20 protein-coding genes and 1 tRNA gene are annotated in these 17321 nt (G+C 47.1%); 6 read left to right on the top strand and 15 right to left on the bottom strand.

The window, feature by feature from the left end; all coding sequences use genetic code 11:
• Nucleotides 1-479: 479 nt before the first annotated feature.
• Together JOE49_RS26365 and JOE49_RS14570 are read left to right on the top strand one after the other, a co-directional pair.
• Nucleotides 480-617, top strand: a complete 138-nt coding sequence (locus JOE49_RS26365; protein WP_237449086.1) for a ParA family protein — start codon at nucleotides 480-482, stop codon at nucleotides 615-617.
• Nucleotides 571-894: a ParA family protein gene (locus JOE49_RS14570; protein WP_245248380.1), complete on the top strand. Its 324-nt coding sequence runs from the start codon at nucleotides 571-573 to the stop codon at nucleotides 892-894. The genes JOE49_RS26365 and JOE49_RS14570 overlap by 47 nt, the downstream gene beginning before the upstream one ends.
• A gap of 102 nt (nucleotides 895-996) precedes the next feature.
• On the opposite strand, the gene JOE49_RS14565 is transcribed toward JOE49_RS14570, so the two are convergent.
• The 5 genes from JOE49_RS14565 to JOE49_RS14545 form a co-directional block, all read right to left on the bottom strand.
• Nucleotides 997-2172, bottom strand: a complete 1176-nt coding sequence (locus JOE49_RS14565) for an L-serine ammonia-lyase, iron-sulfur-dependent, subunit alpha (protein WP_348635858.1) — start codon at nucleotides 2170-2172, stop codon at nucleotides 997-999.
• Between the two features lie 59 nt (nucleotides 2173-2231).
• Nucleotides 2232-2681 (bottom strand): enoyl-CoA hydratase/isomerase family protein, encoded by a 450-nt coding sequence (locus JOE49_RS14560; RefSeq protein ID WP_209941644.1) that lies wholly within the window; start codon nucleotides 2679-2681, stop codon nucleotides 2232-2234.
• 65 nt (nucleotides 2682-2746) lie between these two features.
• A complete protein-coding gene (locus tag JOE49_RS14555; RefSeq protein ID WP_209941642.1) occupies nucleotides 2747-2950 on the bottom strand; it encodes a hypothetical protein in 204 nt (67 codons plus the stop codon).
• Nucleotides 2940-3779 carry an enoyl-CoA hydratase/isomerase family protein gene (locus JOE49_RS14550; protein ID WP_209941640.1) on the bottom strand — a complete coding sequence of 280 codons (840 nt, stop codon included), beginning with the start codon at nucleotides 3777-3779 and terminating at the stop codon, nucleotides 2940-2942. The genes JOE49_RS14555 and JOE49_RS14550 overlap by 11 nt, the downstream gene beginning before the upstream one ends.
• A gap of 28 nt (nucleotides 3780-3807) precedes the next feature.
• The gene (locus JOE49_RS14545) at nucleotides 3808-5034 is read right to left on the bottom strand and encodes a M20 metallopeptidase family protein (protein WP_160790484.1); all 1227 of its coding nucleotides are present in this window, start codon (nucleotides 5032-5034) and stop codon (nucleotides 3808-3810) included.
• Nucleotides 5035-5258: 224 nt separating this feature from the next.
• Here JOE49_RS14545 and JOE49_RS14540 point away from each other — a divergent pair, with 224 nt between their 5' ends.
• Complete coding sequence (locus JOE49_RS14540; RefSeq protein WP_160790480.1) at nucleotides 5259-6572, top strand: transcriptional regulator; 1314 nt, start codon at nucleotides 5259-5261, stop codon at nucleotides 6570-6572.
• A gap of 67 nt (nucleotides 6573-6639) precedes the next feature.
• On the opposite strand, the gene JOE49_RS26360 is transcribed toward JOE49_RS14540, so the two are convergent.
• Complete coding sequence (locus tag JOE49_RS26360) at nucleotides 6640-7116, bottom strand: LysR family transcriptional regulator substrate-binding protein (RefSeq protein ID WP_348635857.1); 477 nt, start codon at nucleotides 7114-7116, stop codon at nucleotides 6640-6642.
• A gap of 244 nt (nucleotides 7117-7360) precedes the next feature.
• Nucleotides 7361-7447: transfer RNA gene (locus tag JOE49_RS14530), tRNA-Leu, on the bottom strand.
• A gap of 222 nt (nucleotides 7448-7669) precedes the next feature.
• Between JOE49_RS14530 and JOE49_RS14525 the strand changes: the two genes are divergently transcribed.
• Nucleotides 7670-8206: a YhjD family protein gene (locus JOE49_RS14525; protein WP_075154037.1), complete on the top strand. Its 537-nt coding sequence runs from the start codon at nucleotides 7670-7672 to the stop codon at nucleotides 8204-8206.
• Between the two features lie 142 nt (nucleotides 8207-8348).
• Here JOE49_RS14525 and JOE49_RS14520 read toward each other — a convergent pair whose 3' ends face one another.
• From JOE49_RS14520 to JOE49_RS14500, 5 genes are all read right to left on the bottom strand, one after another.
• Complete coding sequence (locus JOE49_RS14520; RefSeq protein WP_013309744.1) at nucleotides 8349-8678, bottom strand: carboxymuconolactone decarboxylase family protein; 330 nt, start codon at nucleotides 8676-8678, stop codon at nucleotides 8349-8351.
• A 117-nt stretch (nucleotides 8679-8795) separates the two neighbouring features.
• A complete protein-coding gene (locus JOE49_RS14515; RefSeq protein WP_023988044.1) occupies nucleotides 8796-9017 on the bottom strand; it encodes a hypothetical protein in 222 nt (73 codons plus the stop codon).
• A 139-nt stretch (nucleotides 9018-9156) separates the two neighbouring features.
• On the bottom strand, nucleotides 9157-9501 hold the full coding sequence (locus JOE49_RS14510) for a hypothetical protein (protein WP_007429850.1): 345 nt from the start codon (nucleotides 9499-9501) through the stop codon (nucleotides 9157-9159).
• Between the two features lie 101 nt (nucleotides 9502-9602).
• Complete coding sequence (locus JOE49_RS14505) at nucleotides 9603-10175, bottom strand: xanthine phosphoribosyltransferase (RefSeq protein ID WP_013309742.1); 573 nt, start codon at nucleotides 10173-10175, stop codon at nucleotides 9603-9605.
• 84 nt (nucleotides 10176-10259) lie between these two features.
• Entirely contained in the window at nucleotides 10260-10865 is a 606-nt protein-coding gene (locus JOE49_RS14500) for a DedA family protein (RefSeq protein WP_023988042.1), read from the bottom strand.
• A gap of 140 nt (nucleotides 10866-11005) precedes the next feature.
• Between JOE49_RS14500 and JOE49_RS14495 the strand changes: the two genes are divergently transcribed.
• Nucleotides 11006-12112, top strand: a complete 1107-nt coding sequence (locus JOE49_RS14495) for a YkvI family membrane protein (protein ID WP_023988041.1) — start codon at nucleotides 11006-11008, stop codon at nucleotides 12110-12112.
• Here the strand turns inward: JOE49_RS14495 and JOE49_RS14490 are convergent.
• Nucleotides 12109-13233: a glycosyltransferase family 4 protein gene (locus JOE49_RS14490; protein WP_023988040.1), complete on the bottom strand. Its 1125-nt coding sequence runs from the start codon at nucleotides 13231-13233 to the stop codon at nucleotides 12109-12111. The two genes, JOE49_RS14495 and JOE49_RS14490, sit on opposite strands and share 4 nt — an antisense overlap.
• 206 nt (nucleotides 13234-13439) lie before the next feature.
• Here JOE49_RS14490 and JOE49_RS14485 point away from each other — a divergent pair, with 206 nt between their 5' ends.
• Nucleotides 13440-14621, top strand: coding sequence for a GGDEF domain-containing protein (locus JOE49_RS14485; protein WP_068940274.1), 1182 nt, complete (start codon nucleotides 13440-13442; stop codon nucleotides 14619-14621).
• Nucleotides 14622-14746: 125 nt separating this feature from the next.
• On the opposite strand, the gene JOE49_RS14480 is transcribed toward JOE49_RS14485, so the two are convergent.
• The gene (locus JOE49_RS14480) at nucleotides 14747-15529 is read right to left on the bottom strand and encodes a pseudouridine synthase (RefSeq protein WP_023988038.1); all 783 of its coding nucleotides are present in this window, start codon (nucleotides 15527-15529) and stop codon (nucleotides 14747-14749) included.
• The gene (locus tag JOE49_RS14475) at nucleotides 15526-17190 is read right to left on the bottom strand and encodes an RsmB/NOP family class I SAM-dependent RNA methyltransferase (protein WP_028542814.1); all 1665 of its coding nucleotides are present in this window, start codon (nucleotides 17188-17190) and stop codon (nucleotides 15526-15528) included. Before JOE49_RS14475 ends, JOE49_RS14480 begins: the two co-directional genes overlap by 4 nt.
• Between the last annotated feature and the right edge of the window lie 131 nt (nucleotides 17191-17321).

Raw genomic sequence — 17321 nt, 5'->3', positions numbered from 1 at the left:
TGCAAAATCCCACCTAAAAGAAATCAAGTAATTTGTCAGAATCCTTTATGGAAATCCATAGTTTGCGTGAAGACAAGAAACTTGTTCAGCTTAAACTATGAGCAATTCCTCAGAAATATAAGAAAAAGGTCTCTAAAACTGCTACGAGAGCAATTCTATAGACCTTTTCTAATGGATGCGGTCGAGAGGACTCGAACCTCCACGGGGGTTAGCCCACACGGACCTGAATCTTGTATCCGATTCGGAACCAAGCGGAATCTAAGTCAATGGAACGGAATTGAGAAACCGTCAAAACCCTTGTGAAATCAGGGTTTTTGACGGTTTTTTCGTTCAAATCCAAGCGCCGCAAGGGGCTCCCGGCAATGCCGTAAAATGCGGTCGATTTTGGACGTTTGAGAGAACTCGGAGAGAACAACGAAAACCAGCCCACTCCCTACCATTGACAAATTAACGAAGAGGCCGCTTCGGGGAGGATTAATATGAGACACGCAACGACGATCACCGTCGCTAATCAAAAAGGCGGCACTGGCAAAACGACCACCGCCTACAATTTGGCTTACGCCTTATCCCATGAAGAAAAAAAAGGTTCTGCTGGTGGATTTCGACCCGCAGGGTAATCTGACCTTATGTTTCGGCATCGAGCAACCCGACAAGTTGAACGTTAGTATGTTCAACATCATGAACGCCGTCATGGAAGATGAGCCTCTCCCCGCCCCTGACCAATACCTTCATTCCCAAGGGAACTTTGACCTCATCCCGGGCAATCCCAGCTGCGTTCAGACAAATCACATCTTGGCCGGACGACCAGCTCTGCCTTGGCCGGACGACCAGCTCTGCCTTGGTCAGACTGCCCGGCTCGACCATACTGAGACCGCAGCAGCTCGCCTTATATAGCCTCCCAAAAAAGAACGTCCCTTCTGCCAACCGGCACAAGGGACGTTCTTCGTCTCATTACACAAGTATGGAATTAATGCCCCATCATCATGGCAGTATCATTTAACTGTCAATTTTGTAGAGCTTAGCGAGCCCGCCTTCTGCAGTCTCACGGTAACGGCTACTCATGTCCAAGCCTGTTTCATACATGGTCTGTACAACCAGATCAAAAGATATCTTACGGGTATTCGACAAGAAATTTGCCAGGCTCAGCGCATTGATTGCCCGCATGGCACCCACGGCATTCCGCTCGATGCAAGGAATCTGAACCAGTCCGTTAATAGGATCACAGGTCAACCCCAAATGGTGCTCCAAGGCAACCTCCGCTGCATACTCAATTTGATCGATCCCCATATCTGACATGTCTGCCAGTGCAGCCGAGGCCATAGAGCAAGCAGTGCCAACCTCCCCCTGGCAGCCGCATTGAGCACCGCTGATGGAGGCATTCTGCTTGACCAGGTTGCCAATGAGCCCGCCTACGGCCAGAGCCCGGAGGACCTTCTCGTCCGGGACCTGTTTCTTTTGCTGCATATAAAGGAGTGCGGCCGGCATGACACCGCTGGCTCCACAGGTCGGGGCCGTTACGATTGCACCGGCGGCGGCATTTTGTTCGCTGACGGCGAACGCATATGCGCTGACGATCCTGTTCTCCCGCGTCTCCGGGCTCTCATCAATATGCCGCTGATTATACAGAAGTTGCGCCTTGCGTTCGACCTGGAGACCGCCTTCCAGAATACCGGTGACTGAAATCCCTTCGTTGACCGAACGCTTCATCGCTTCCCAAATCCCATTGAGAAAATCCCATATCTGTTTGCCTTCACACTGCTCGACGTAATCGCTTAGGCGGATATGATTCGCTTTACAAATTTTACTGATTTCTGCAAAGCTGTTCTCTGGGTAGACATCGGGCGCCAGCATCTCCTCCCGTCCCTCAATAACGATGTCCCCGCCGCCGATACTTAAAGCACGCATGGATGTGGTTTGCCGCCCGTCTTTATAAGCGATAAAATCAACGGTATTGGGATGCGGCAGAGTAAAATCTGCGTGTGGAACAAATTCAATCTCCGTTGGAACGGGTGACAGTGCTCTAATAATGGCTTTGTCTGTCATATGTCCTTTGCCTGTTTTGGCAAGGGAACCATAAATCAGTGCCTTGAATCGTTCGGCATCCTCATTTTCTGATTTGAAGATTCTGGCGGCTTTCTCCGGCCCCATGGTATGGGAGCTGGATGGTCCCACTGCCAACCTTATAGAGTTCTGTCAACGATTTCATAGCACCCTTACACCCTTTCTGACTATTAGTCATTCCTCTGAAAACGTTCCTTGATGTTCATCAGCCTCTCATGTATACCCTCTTCATCAATGGCCATGTCATACATTTGGTGCGTAAGCGGAGACCCTGATCGTTGGCAAGGGCTTTTTTCCATGAGCGCGACACAATCAGATGAGTAAGCTGTCTTACAGAGCGGGGGGGCCTGCATGATCATCTCTGCCAGCTCCCACGCACGTGGAAGAAGCTTTTCACGAGGCAGTACCTCACTAACCAGACCAAGGTCTAATGCCGCTTGAGCATTAATGTTCATCCCCGTGTATGCGTAGTATGCCGCTTTCTTGGTTCCCAGTTGCCAGTGTGAGCCTGTGCCATTGATCGCCCCAATGGTGGGAATGCCGATGCAATAGATCATATTTTCAATCATTCTGCGCGATTCATGATAGAAATCCAGTTTCCGGCTATTCGGCCAATCCATGAATTTTGTTGTCCAGACTTCAGGATTGCCTATTTGCCACAAATCTCCTGTCCCTGTAAGAATCATCACCTCATTCTCAGGGTCACGGCCAACATCTGACCAACATTGCCATATGCAGTTTGAGCCATCCAGTCAAATTGAAGCGGTCCCCCGTGAGTGTGCATACGTACTTCGAGTATGCCGTCACGGCGGGTCATGAAGAACAAGTCCTTGTACTTCTCCGAGTATTCTTCGAATCGTGTAGGTCCCGCCATATCTCTATTGAACATCTTTGCCCATTAGACGTCCTTGCATTTTTTTCAGCCGCTCCAGAGCTCCTTCTTCATCAATGGCCATGTCATACATTTGGTGGGCAAGCTGGAACCCTTGATCACTGACCAGGGCTTGTTTCCATGGACGGGATATAATGGAATGGGCCAGATGTCTCGTTGAACGCGGTGCCTGCATAATCATCTCCGCAAGCTCCCATGCGCGGGGAAGAAGCTTTTCGCGGGGCAGGACTTCACTAACTATGCCCAGGTCCAATGCGGTTTGACCATTGATATTCTTGCCGGTGTATGCGTAGTATGCTGCTTTCTTGAAACCGATCATGTTCTGCAGCGTGAGTAACATTCCATCTCCGGGAGGTGTGCCTCCCAGATAATGCGGATCAAAAAAGTCCGCGTCTTCTGTACAAATGGTAATATCACAGAGAGTTGCAAGTTCACAGTGCGTTCCCGGGCCATTGATCGCTCCGATTGTAGGGATGTCAATGCAGAATATCAAGTTCTCAAGCAGTCTCAGCGATTCATGATACTGTTCGAGCTTCTTTTGCTTCGGCCAGTCCATAAATTTTGTATTCCAGACATCAGGGTCCCCTATAACCCATTTATCCCCTGTTCCAGAAATAATCATTACTTCGTTCTCAGGGTCGCGGCCAATATCTGACCATGCATGGGACCATGCCGTATGGGCTTCCCAAGAATGCTTGTACGGTCCTCCGTCGGTATGCAGCCGTACTTCGATGATTCCGTTACGACGTGTCATTAAAAGAAAGTCTTTGTACTTCACCGAATACTCATCAAATTTTGTTGGTCCAATCATACGTCTCTCTGTCATTTCAATTCCTCCTAGTTTTGTTTAGATATTATCTATTACTTTCAAGCCAATCTCTGGCGAAAGCAGCGTAAGCCGCAGCCCCTTTATAAAGCACCTCATCCGAGAACATCGTCTTTGGATGGTGCACAGGGTAACCATAACCTTCCTCGGTATTGCCTGCGTTAAGAAACACTGAGGTACTTGGCACCGCTTGTGATACAAATGCGAAGTCTTCCGATCCCATTAATTTACCGCCGGGTATCAATTGGGTTATACCGATAAAGGAACTGGCGCCAAAGGTGTTTGCAATAGTAGTTCTCATTTGACGGTTAAGCCCGTTGTCCGTTTGCACCTCAGGACATCCCCTGGTATAGATCACCTCCACCTTTGCCTGAAAAGTTTCTCCAATACCTGCAGAAATTTCGTGGATACGGGTTTCCATTTTATCCCGCAATGTGGCGTTAAATGAACGTACGCTTCCTTTCATTCTGGCCGTATAGGGAATCACGTTGTTTGTATTTCCGCCTTCCATCACTCCAATTGTAAGAACTGCATTATCAATTGGCGAAATTTCACGGCTTATGATTCCCTGCAGCGCCAGATGAAGATGAGCAGCTACATTTAATGGGTCTACTGCGGCGCTAGGCATCGCTCCATGTGCGCCCCTTCCGCGGATGATGACTTCGAACCAATCAGAAGAAGCTGAAATCGCTTCTCCGGCCTCAGGCAATACAAATTGCCCGACAGGAATCGGCATTCCAGTCAACACGTGTAGCATCATGGCTGCATCCACTTTAGGATTTTCGAGAATCCCATTCTCAATCATCATCTTTGCCCCGTGCAGAGTCTCTTCACCCGGCTGAAACATAAGCTTAACCGTCCCGTGAAGCTGCTCTTCGTTGGCCTTCAGGATCTCCGCAGCTCCCAAGAGCATGGAAGTATGCAAGTCGTGGCCGCATGCATGCATGTTTCCGTTCAACGACGCAAAAGAAAGATCCGTTTCCTCTTGAATGGGCAGCCCATCCATATCCGCCCGGATAAGAATCACCTTCCCGGTATGTTGTCCGCCGATCGTAACCGTTAGACCTGACTCTCCTACGGGAGTGGGCTTAAGCCCCATCGACTCTAACACCTCTTTTACGTAGGCCGTTGTCCTGGGCAAACTTAAATCAAGTTCCGGAACCGCATGAAGATGATGCCTGTACATGACCAATTTTTCCTGCAGCTGATGGGCCATACCCAAAAAGTCTCCAGCTTCTTCAATCACAATGAACATCTCCCAAAACACATATTGAATGAACGTAAGAACAGAGTGAACATCCCCCCCTTTATATTTTAAGACTTTTTAAGAACACTTTTATCGTACTTTTAATGGTATTCGATGTCAAGAGAAAATAAGACATTTTAAGAACACTATTTTGGATACTGCCGGAACATTGATATATCACATTTATTGTGATATAACTCTTTTGATTGAACTGTTTATGAAAGGAATCTACCATGAAAATCAAGCTGGGTATTATCACGCCTGAGACCCATATGGACTATTTCCGTACCATTGAAGAAGAAATGCGGCCCTTATGTCAGTTCAGGTTTCTTACAATCAGCAACTTCCGGGAAACAACAGACATCTATCTCAAAAACTTAGGTTCGGTGGATGGATTTGTGATCAGTGGCAGGATGCTTTACGAGTCAATCGATAAGGAATGCCTGGATGAAAAAGTACCTGTTCACATTTTGCAGGATGATGAAAACCTACTTTATAGGGAACTTTTCCGGCTGCTGGTTACAGAACCTGGGCTTGATATATCCAGGATCTATGTGGATTATGCGTATATAATCGAGTCCTTCAGTGAATTCCAGCAATACCTTACTCATGAGGGAAAGCCCATTGACAGCGGAGATCTGCTCGAACGGGTGGAAACAATGCTCGACAACCATATCACTCTGTGGGAAGACAAGAAAATAGACCTGTCCATCACGGCGTTCGGCCACTTTGTTCCAGAACTCAAAAAGCACGGAGTCAGATATATCTTAATCCGGCCCACTTTGGAAAACGTTAAAGAGACCATAAGCGAGATCATCAACGAAATTACCATCCTCAAGCTTAAGAGCCAGAGGGCAGTTGTTGCATGCTTATCGGCCAAAACGGCGGAGTCGCCATCTGAAGAGCAGCTTCATGAGCTGAAAGTCCTTGTCGGCAGGTTTCTGCGCAGCGTGAATCTGGCAGACACGGCCCAAATTTCAGAAGGCTTTGTCAGACTATACACCACCTACGGAAATTTCATGAAAATCACCTCTAACGCGCATAACTGCACCCTGCTGGAGTATCTGGAAGGATACATAAGCGACAAGGTGAAAATCGGGTGGGGCTCGGGGCATGAATATTTTCAAGCTAACGTCAACGCCACCAAAGCTCACAGACAGGCGGAAGCCTTTACGGGCAGCTGCAGCTTTTTTATAAACGAGGATCAGAAGGTTATCGGCCCAATGCGGAGTATGAATGTCATACAGTTCTCTGAACAGGGGGACCCGGAAATCATGGCGTTAGCCAAAACCATCGGAATAAACAACATCAATTTGCAAAAAATCATGTCCTATGCAGAAATCATGAGAACCAATAAATTATCCTCTGAGGATGTTGCTGAGTGCTTGTCCATGACCGTCAGAGGTGCAAACCGTATTCTTAACAAAATTGAAGAAAGTAAATACGTGCAAACGGTATTTGAAAAACGGGACAACAGTAAAGGGCGGCCCAAAAAATACTACGAGCTGTTGTTTCTGGACAAAGAAGGGCGCAAAATAAGCAGATGATACGCATTGGCAAAAAAGGCATATTTTCAAAACTGAAAACGTGCCTTTTTTGCACTTATTTACCAAGTCAAATCATTTCCTGGTCGGACGACCAGCTCTGTACATGCTGCAGGAACCGCCGCGTTGCAGGGGAAGCATATTTCATCGAGTTGACCGCGATGCCAAGGGAACGGAAGCTGTGCTCCTCCAGCTCGAGCATGGCTACATGCTCATGCTGAAACCGGGTGACCAGCTCCGGTAGGATGCTGATGCCCAGGCCTTTCTCTACCATAGCTATGATCGCATAATCATCCCCGGCGGAGAACTTGATGTTCAGCTTAATCCCGGCCTTCTCCAGTACCCGCTGCACATCATAGTCCGAGCCGGGCTTCGGAATGATGAAGTCCTCGTAGGCGATCTGGGCCTGTGGCATATAAGTGGCTTTAATCAGCAGATGGTCGGTGGAGTGAGTCGCCAGCATCCGATCCCGCTTTACCTGCTGCTTGAGCTGCTCATTCCATTTCAGATTCTCCCGGATGGGCTGAAGAACCTGTTTCCCGTTCACCGTCAGCTTCACACCAGAACGGCTGCGCACGAGCAGCGGGAAGCCGAATTCTTGCTCCAGGCTGCTGATCGTATGGCTGATGCCGGATTACGTGAAGCCCAGCGCCTCCGCCGCCTTCGTCAGACTGCCCAGCTCCACCACGCCAGGAACACTTCATAATGAGCAATACCTTGCAAATTTCGAGTATGCAAAAAGCCCTTGAATCTCCTCGACAGGAAACTCAAGAGCTCGTTCATTGTTAAATTGGTGCGGTCGAGAGGACTCGAACCTCCACGGGGGTTAGCCCACACGGACCTGAACCGTGCGCGTCTGCCAATTCCGCCACGACCGCATATAAGTTGTCGTTTATCCTCGAAAGATCAATCTTTCTTAGCGACAAGATAGATCATACCATGGTCATATCTAGATGTCAAACCTTTTATGTTCGTTAATTTCCTCTTGATAAAAAGGGAATAATAAACTAAAATAAGAACATAGGTTCTCATGAATGAATGTTCCTTTTCTTCAATCGGTTATGAATTATCATCACATTTTCCTAAGGCGGTGAATGGTCATGACTTCTTTAGATACTACTCAGCATGAATGGTCTCTTGTGAAAAGTTATCTGCTCCTTACCTTTATTCAAAAAGTATTTGAGCGGGACAGCCTAATTCTTGAAGAAAGCGGTATGCTGAAAACCCCTGATCTTTATGTCGAAATGGTTAACGCAGGTGTAGATCGTACCGGAATCCTGCTGTCTGAAATAAAACATGAATTTAATAAATATCACATTCATGTTCTGGACATACAACAAAACCACTCCGGCGTTCACGCCACCTATATAAGTAAAGGCAATCAAGAGCAGTTTAGTATGGCTATGCCAGCATTCCGTAAAGAAATGTATGAGCGGATGCGAGCATATCTGGGGCTCTCGACCTCCATTCCTCATACAGCTGCCCTTCCTTTACTAAAGAAACATCGCCCCGAATTACCAAACAATTCAACTTCCAAACCCCTACGCATCATTGAACGAAGTTTGGTTACATCCTCTTTGGCCTATAAGCGTAAAACGTCTCGCCCTGCTGCTTTTGCCGCAAGCAGAAGAGCATAATCCCCGCACAACAAACACGCAAAAGAAAGAAGCTTCCGCAGACACCAACTGTGCTCGGAAGCTCCTTTCCATAACCATCATATATCAATATCGATCTATATTCGCTATCACGAAGTATAAGCATATCTATTAATGATTTGCTTTATTGCAACGCCTTCTGTACACGCGTAACCCCTTGACTTAGAGCATGTCCTCCACCTACTGCTGCGGCCACAGCAATGGTCTCCATAATTTCCTGATCACTGGCTCCTTTGGACCGCGCCTCGTCCACGTGATAAAACGTGCATACTTCATTGTTGGCAAATAAGCCAATGCCTAGCGCAATCAGTTGCTTGGTTTTCTCATCTAAGCTGCCGGCTTGAAAGCACTCTCCGGTAAAGCGATGATATGCATGAACTACCTCGGGCAACTGATCTTCCAAATGGCTGATTTGATCCTTGTATGCATGTACTTTTTCGTCCATAACCGTCATTGACACAGCACGTCCTCTCTGTTGGATTTCCCTTCATTACTGTGTCCGATTTAGAGTTTCTGTATGCCTAATGAATCGCTCAGTTATTTTTATCCAACACCCATTTGGAACCCCTTCCTAACCCAGATCTATCGGATTGTGACGCGGCTCGCCGAACGGCTGGTATGTATAACTGCGATCCAACTTGACCACACGTCGATTCTGGCGGCGAATAAGCACCTGTTCATCATCCCATGCCAGTACAATGCCAACAACATCGTTGGACTCCAATCCATCGCGTACGACACGCACCTTTTCACCGGAGAGTCGATAAGCATCCAATTCTTCGTCCATAATCATCCTTGTCCCCTCCTTATTCACTTTTTTAACACAGCAACCATGATTCTATATACATGAAAAAAGTTTAAAAAGAGACCTAAACAATCATTTAGGTCTCTTCTCTCTTACTACTTATATGGATTGCCAACAGAGCGACAAATTATCCCGACTGGTTTACACTGTGATCATGTTCTTTTGTATCGTTCTTCTCGTACCAGAAGTCCAGCACTTGTGCAGACAACACTCGCTGATCTACATACTCCACTTGGTGAGCAGTAAATTCTTCTTTCCAAGAGAAGGACAATTCTTCGCATAGGTTAACCAACGTCAACAACTCAGACCAGGCCACATAGCGTTTATACCAAAAAAACTGAGGATGTTCAATCATATAGGGATACAAATCGTCGAATTCCGTATGCTTACAATCCAAGGCACGCTCAAAGTGTACTTTAGCCGCTGCCAGTTTTTCCAGAAAAAACTGTTCGGTCAATTGTTCTTTCCCCATGTTGCTGCCTCCTCTCCAAAACCTTATCTATATTATAAGCGAAATTGAAGCTCATGCAAAGGTTATTATTAGAAATAAGGATCAGGAGTTTTGAATTGTTACTATTCAGCAAACTCAATCTTGCCGTCAGCTAACGACGAAATTTTGACCAATGACTCTACACGAATACCCTGCTCACGGATGGTTCTCGCTCCGGCCTGAAAGCTTTTTTCCACCGCGACACCAAATCCAACCAACTCCGCTCCAGAGCGTTGAATGATTTTAACCATACCTCGCGCCGCATCACCATTAGCAATAATATCATCAATGAACAGAACACGGTCATCTTCGTGAATAAATTGACGAGACAGCATAATATCCGTAACAATACCTTTTGTAAACGAAGGTACGCGTTCACACAGCGCGTCTGGATCAGCTAATAGGGTCTTTTTACGACGAGCAAATACCAACGGTACACCCAATTCCAATGCTGTCGCAAACCCGATGGCAATGCCTGAGGACTCCACGGTCACTACTCTGGTGATCTTCTCTTCCCGGAAACGTGCTGCGAACTCTCGTCCCATTGCCATTGTCAGCTCTGGATCAACCTGGTGATTAAGCAAACCATCCAGCTTCAGCACCTGATCTGATGCAATCACGCCTTCATTTAAAATTCGTTTCTTTAATACTTCCATTACATGACCTCCCACGACATTCCTATGCGGTAAAAGTACCATACTTCACCCGCCGCTTTCAAGCTGTAGCTGCTTTTCATGCGGTCATGTGACATTTTTTTTACGCTTGTTCCAGAACCATGCGGTGATTCCTCCCACAACGATTAAAAGAATAACGACCAGCCCTATCCGATGCGTCACCTTCTCCATTAGCTTCGCCACCTGCTCCCAATGCATGCCCACCGCATGTCCAATCCCCAAAAATGTACCGCACCACAGCAAAGCTCCTGCTGATGCATAACTGATATAGCGAAAAACGCCTAGACGGGTTGTACCTGCCAGATATGAGGATACATGTCTCAAGCCGGGGACAAAATATCCGAACAGGATTCCCCAGGTACCGTAGCGCCCAAACCAATTTTCAGAAGAGGCAATTCTAGAAGGCGTAAGCCTCACCCATTTTCCGTATCGATGCAAAAGTGGTTTGCCCAGCAGACGCCCCAGGGTATAGCTAAGCATCATACCCGTCATACTACCGAAAAATGTGACTGCCAGTGCAGCAATGAAGTTGTAGTGCCCTTGAGACACGAGCCCGCCGAAGGCGATCATTAGCACTTCGTCGGGTATCGGCATACCCGCAACTCCAAGTGCAAGCAAGCCGAACATTGCCAAATATCCGTATTCCAGTATCCATGCAAGGATTTGACCCATAAATTACGCTCCCGTCAAGCTACTCATTAATTCACTTTAATTATTTTCAGTCTCATCCAGTCATGTCCTATTTCAGTTGAACATAGTTTGTATTATATGCTCGCTGCAGCGTTATTCAAGCAGGCAAGGAGGGACTGGGGATGAAACGTAATATTCATGTTTTCCAGATTGCTTTTACATACATCGGTACAATCGTCGGTGCCGGATTTGCTACCGGACAAGAAATTCTGCAATTTTTTACGCAGTACGGTCGTTGGGCTACACTCACTATTATGCTATCCACAATCATATTTGTATGGTTGGGTACGAAAATGATGCTGATCGCTCATGATATTTCAGCCAAATCCTACGAGGACCTGAACAAACATCTTTTTGGCGCCAATGCCGGGAAATGGATTAGCTGGTTCACACTCATCGTGCTGATTGGCGTAAACAGCGTCATGCTGGCAGGAGCTGGCTCTGTTTTTGTAGAGCACCTTCACCTGCATTACCAAACCGGACTGCTTATTACACTGATTGGAACTTATTTGCTGCTAAGTAAAGGCATTAAAGCCATCTTGCATATGAACACCGTGGTTGTCCCTTTGATGATCATCATGTCTCTTCTGCTCGTTCACAGCACGCTCTCCATGCCTAATCCTCAGAGTTTTATTACGAATACGACAGATCACAGTACATTTCGAACCTTGCTCTCTCCACTGCTGTACACGTCCTTCAACCTGACTATGGCCCAAGCCGTGCTTGTACCCCTTGGCAGCCAAACCTTTTCCCGAAGAACCATCCGCTGGGGCGGAGTTTTGGGCGGAATTGGTGTCGGATTTATGCTGATGGCTGCGCACTTTGCCATGTCAGCACATATGCCGGGCATTCAGCAATTTGAAATCCCTATGGGAAGCATTGCTTACCGTCTGGGTGCCTTTGTCGAAATCATATACATTCTACTCATTTTCATGGAAATCTTCAGTACCTTTGTGGCTGACATTTATGGAGTCAGTCTGCAAATTCGTCAGCATGTCCAAATTTCGCCCAAGCTCATCACACTATTCATTATGCTCACCTGTTTTTTAATCAGTCAGTTCGGCTTCAGTTCACTGTTATCTGTCCTTTATCCTATTTTCGGAATGCTCAGTCTGATGTGGGTTAGTAAACTGATCATAGCAGGACGCGGGAGACCTTTCCGTTCCTCACGTCCTCGCTCCAGCTTTCGGCATTCCGATTCCAAACCAGGTGATACTCGTCATGGTTAATGTGGAAATTTCAAATACATTTTCTTCAACTCGTTAACCGCCCGACTTAAAGAATAGCTTGATTTAGCCTTATCGCAGGCAGATCTAGCCAGCTCATAACGATAGGCAGGGTCAGCAATGACCTTCTCTAAAGCGTCTGCCAGTGCCCTCGGATTGTCGGGTGGCACGAGCAGGCCATTTACCCCATCCTCAATCTGCTCCGGTATTCCTCCCACTTCTGTACCTACCAATGCCAGACAACTCAACGCTGCTTCCGCAAATACCGAACCAAAGGCCTCCGCCCGAGAAGGCAAAACAAATACATCAAAGAAAGGCATAAACTCTTCTGGATGAAGGGTATATCCATAAAAAATCGTCTCATGGTATATATCGAGCTGTCGTGCCATCTCTTCCAGCTCAGGGCGAACCGGACCGTCTCCAATAATATGAAGCACAAATTCCAGATTTCTTTTTTTAAGTTCAGCACAGGCCCGCAATAAAATATCCAGTCCTTTCGCCGGAACAAGGCGGCAAACGGTTATGAGCTGTGTCACTTCATTTTCGTGTGGAATGGGCTTGAAGCGCTTCTCATCATATCCGTTCGGAATGACTGCAATGTCTTGCGGATTCTGAACGTAAGGAGTTAAGTAATGCTGAAAAGAATGAGATACCGCTATCAAGCGATCCGCCTTCTGCTCCATTTCCCCATACAGTGACACCAAGAATTGGTGTTCAGGCCCGTTCTCCTCTATTTTCCCGTTTAGAATTAACTCCTTCTCATAGGAAGAGTGAATCGTCTGTACGAGCGGAATGTCAGGAAAAACAGTTTTCATGGCGATTCCGGCAATAGGATGATGGGCATGAATGAGGTCATAGGGCTTCTGAATACGAAGCCGTGTCCACCACAAATAGTCACGGTACGTCTGAATATATTTTTGGACGATTGGATATTGTTCATATCTCGTCCAGTCAAAGGTATCAAAAGTTACTTCGTCCCTACCCTTGTTGCGAATCCGTTTAGGGATTGAAAATAGCTCCATTTCCCAACGGGGGGATGTAAATCGCTCTTGCAGATATGGAATCATGGATGAAACGCCTCCCGGTTGCTCGGGTGGGAAAAAGAGAGCCTGTAGCAATTTCATGACGTGCTTCCCCTTTCAAGCATTAAACTGCCCGGATCACAGATTGTATGTATAGGTTTCCGGATTTTCTGAAAGATGATATATTGAGAATAAATGTTAGTCACAAAAGAAAATTATAACATTTTAAATGGGATAAATCCTGTCTATTGTATCGGAACGGTATCATCCGTTCAATAGATTGACTACTTTTGCAAATGGAGTCGGTGATGTTGACGTTGTTGTCCTTATCGGGAACCTTGGGTTTCCCATCTCTGGCCGGGGCCGTAAGTGCAGCCTGCGGTTTGTATATTATACTCATGATGGCACTGATGTGCGTGATCATATATAGCAGACAACGAAAAAAAGCCTATATCCTTTTTTCGGTTGCCGCTATTATTATTATGACATATGAAGCCATGAATCTCTATTCAGCAGGCGGAGGCAAGATACAACTCCAAGGAATCGTGTGGAAAAATGCGCTGGAGGCATCTGCCTTCGTGCTCATCAATGCCGCCGTATTTCAACTCTACCGGAAGCTGAAACGTGTGCAGACATGGACCCTGCTGCTGCTGGGTGCGTTATTGATATTGCCGGTTATTGCTTGGACTGCAGGTTTGTTGCCCGCTTGGATCAGCGCAGCGAAACTAGTTGGGTTCACTCTGTTTTATCGAGTACTGGTACTTATACTGAGCCTTGTGTTCATAACCCCACGAATCGGACAGCCAAAGAAGTATGTAGCGGGCTTATTCATGTATTTGCTCTGGCTCGGCTATTTGTGGCTGCGAAATGACATCCCTGAAGAAGCAGGCAGGTCAAACGCAGTCCTGTATATGTCATTTTTACCATTGCTGTACTATACTACGTTGTTCATCATCCTGTTTGAACGGATTGTGGAGCTGCTCCAAAGGATTTACCGTTCTTCCATCACCGATGGTCTGACAGGGCTGTATAACCGCAAATATTTTTCGGGACGACTACGGCGATATATGGATCAAGGAATCCGCGTGTCGGTCATTTTTTGCGATATTGACAATTTCAAAAAGCTGAATGATACGCAGGGCCATGCTCGTGCGGATGAAGTACTCAAACAGGTCGCACAGATTATGGAGGATGAACTGGATGAAATCGGACTGACCGGACGATACGGTGGCGAGGAACTGGTCGCAATGGTTGTGGATCGACGTGCCAAGGTTGGACATGTCGCAGAACGTATCCGCGAGCGGGTCGCGGAAGAAAGCATTGTCACGATCAGTGTCGGATACAGTACAGTGAAGAAAGAAATGAACCCGGATGAACTGGTCAAGCAGGCCGATCAAGCAATGTACATATCCAAAACGACAGGTAAAAACAAGGTTACAGCTTATAAAGCAGCCGAAGTGAAAAAGAGTCGGGCAGCACGCGCACAATAATTCGTAACCTGCAATTCAGTGTTGAACGTTGAGTTTGAATAATTCTCTGTCTGGTTGCCTATATCATAAAATGACGCACAGGAATCTCATAAGAACCTGTGCGTCATTTATATTTAATCTGCCTATCATACTTCTGACGTCGCAGATGCTATATCCCGGCCGATCCATGCCAGTTCTTCACTAGTCAGCTCTCGATAGCTGCCCAGTGGAAGCTGTTCATCCAGCTTCAATGGCCCCATGGCCGTTCTTTTCAAATAGGTCACCTTTTTACCAACCGCCTCGAACATACGCTTCACTTGATGAAACTTACCCTCATGGATTACAAGCGAAATATAGGAAATGACTTCTCCATCTGCCTGGTACGGATGTTCGTGACGAAGAATGGTCAACTGCGCGGGAAGGGTAACATACCCATCATCCAGTTCCACTCCTGCTGTAAATTGATGAATATCCTCCTCCGTGACATGACCCGACACGGTAGCCTCATACGTTTTAGGGACATGCCGCCGTGGAGAAAGTAGTTCGTGCGCTAGCTTACCGTCGTTGGTCAACAACAATAGTCCTTCTGTATCTTTATCTAAGCGTCCTACTGGAAAGGGCTCAAAATGTCGTTCTTCCGCACTCAGCAAATCCAACACCGTCCGCTCCCTCGTATCTTCAGTTGCAGATATGACGCCCGGTGGCTTGTGCAGCATGATGTAAATATACTCCCGAAAAACAACAAGTTCCCCGTTCACTTCAATCTGATCCTGGTAGGGATGAACCTGTAAGCCGCTATCCTTGGTGGTTCTCCCGTTTACCGTGATCATCCCTTGCTTCACCTGTCTCTTGATATCACTACGGGAGCCATATCCCATATGGGTTAAAACTTTGTCCAAACGTTGCGTTTGTCTTCCTTTTCCACTCATACCGATGTCCACCTCCAGCCTGTAGGGTATTCATTTTTGAGCATGCCGTCCTGCCATTTGCCCCACCCAGCCGAATAACCATCAATGCACACGAGAGTATAGCCTTTGGGCTGGACTTCGTTCCGCAGTGCCATTCTCTCAACGGGGATGGACAAGGTCTCACCTTTTAAATACCGGATGGCCTCAGCATCTGAACTGGAGAGATTGATGCTTCTAACCGCCTCTGAAGGGCGTAATGCCACCGCCAGCGGATGTGAAGGCACAAAGCGACCATTCTTGTCGGTACCCATAAACCAGCCTGGTCGCACCACCTTCAGGCCGTCCAAACGATGTGATGCCAGTGGCGACTGATAAATGCGATCTCCGTAAACCACCGTATAGCCTGTTAAGCACACCTCCAGCTGCTCCTTCACAAATTGGTGATAGGACTCCAGCACATCCTGTGGGGAGCGTGCAGCGGATTTTACATTTTCTTTGCCAGAACGGGACTTATTGCCACCCAAGCCGCGCGCGGACTTTCCTTTACCGGACTTCCCATCCATTCCTTTACCACTTCGTTTAGGCTCACCAGTCGCATGTCTTCCTTGACCGCTTGGCGTCAACGCTTCCTTGACGGACAAAAACTGCTTCTTCCGTGGATACACTGCATCTATGTTCAACGCCCTGTCATTCTTGTCCTCAAATGGAGTCAAATCCTCTGATTCAGTGTGATCTTCTGTCCCAGTGACACGACCACCCTGATGTTGCAACACAGCGATAAAATGGCCTTCTCCCTCTACGAGATGCGGCCAAAGGCGTGCTGTTCCCCGCAGTTCGGGGTGTGCTGCCGCGACCTCTTCACTCATCCATTCCGGATGACCTGGTGCAAAGCCTGCTTCCGATAGAACTGGGACTACGTCAAAATCGGGATGGGCCTCCAGAAATTCTGCGATCATTCCTTCATTTTCTTCTGGCGCAAAGGTGCAGGTCGAATAGACAATTCTCCCTCCTGCGCTCAGCATTGAGGCCGCTACACGCAAAATGTCCCGTTGCATGACTACACATTTATCCACCGAATGCGTCTCCCATTGTTTTGCCATATCCTCATCCTTGCGGAACATACCTTCTCCCGAGCAAGGTGCGTCAATTAGTATCTTGTCAAAAAAATGTGGAAAGGCAGCGGCGATTCGATCCGGGCTTTCATTCAGTACCACGGCATTACGCACACCGTACAATTCCACATTTTTAGCCAACGCTTTGGTTCGGTCCGCGCTAATATCATTTGTCACCAATACGCCGCTTCCTTGTAGTTTGGCAGCTATTTGGGTCGATTTCCCGCCCGGTGCAGCGCACAAGTCCAATACAGCTTCGTCCTGAGCTACATTGAGTAGCTCAACTGGAGACATTGCACTCGGTTCCTGTACATAGTACAGCCCCGCATGGTAGTAAGGATGTAATCCCGGCTTTGTACCGTGCGGAATGTAAAAACCCGTGGCACACCATGGAATCGGCCGCAGTTCGAACGGAGAACGTTCCTTAAAGTCCTCCATCGGAATTTTTAACGTATTGACGCGAATCCCGGCATGGGGCGTGTGGTCATAGGCGGTCATAAATGCTTCAAATTCGTCGCCGAGCAATTGCTCCATGCGCTTTACAAATGCTGTGGGGAGCTGTACACCCATAGTCGTAATCATCCTGTCCTTTTAAAATAAATTTTATTGTACCATATTCAACCTGTTATCCTGCAATTTCGGTGTGATTTACAAACTTTCACTACAAGCTGTAATGTTGTATAATAATGAGATTCATAGCT

The organism is Paenibacillus sp. PvR133 (assembly GCF_017833155.1).
Classification (GTDB): domain Bacteria; phylum Bacillota; class Bacilli; order Paenibacillales; family Paenibacillaceae; genus Paenibacillus; species Paenibacillus polymyxa_B.
The sequence above is the reverse complement of the archived record's forward strand: the minus strand, read 5'-3'. Positions and strand labels throughout refer to the sequence as shown.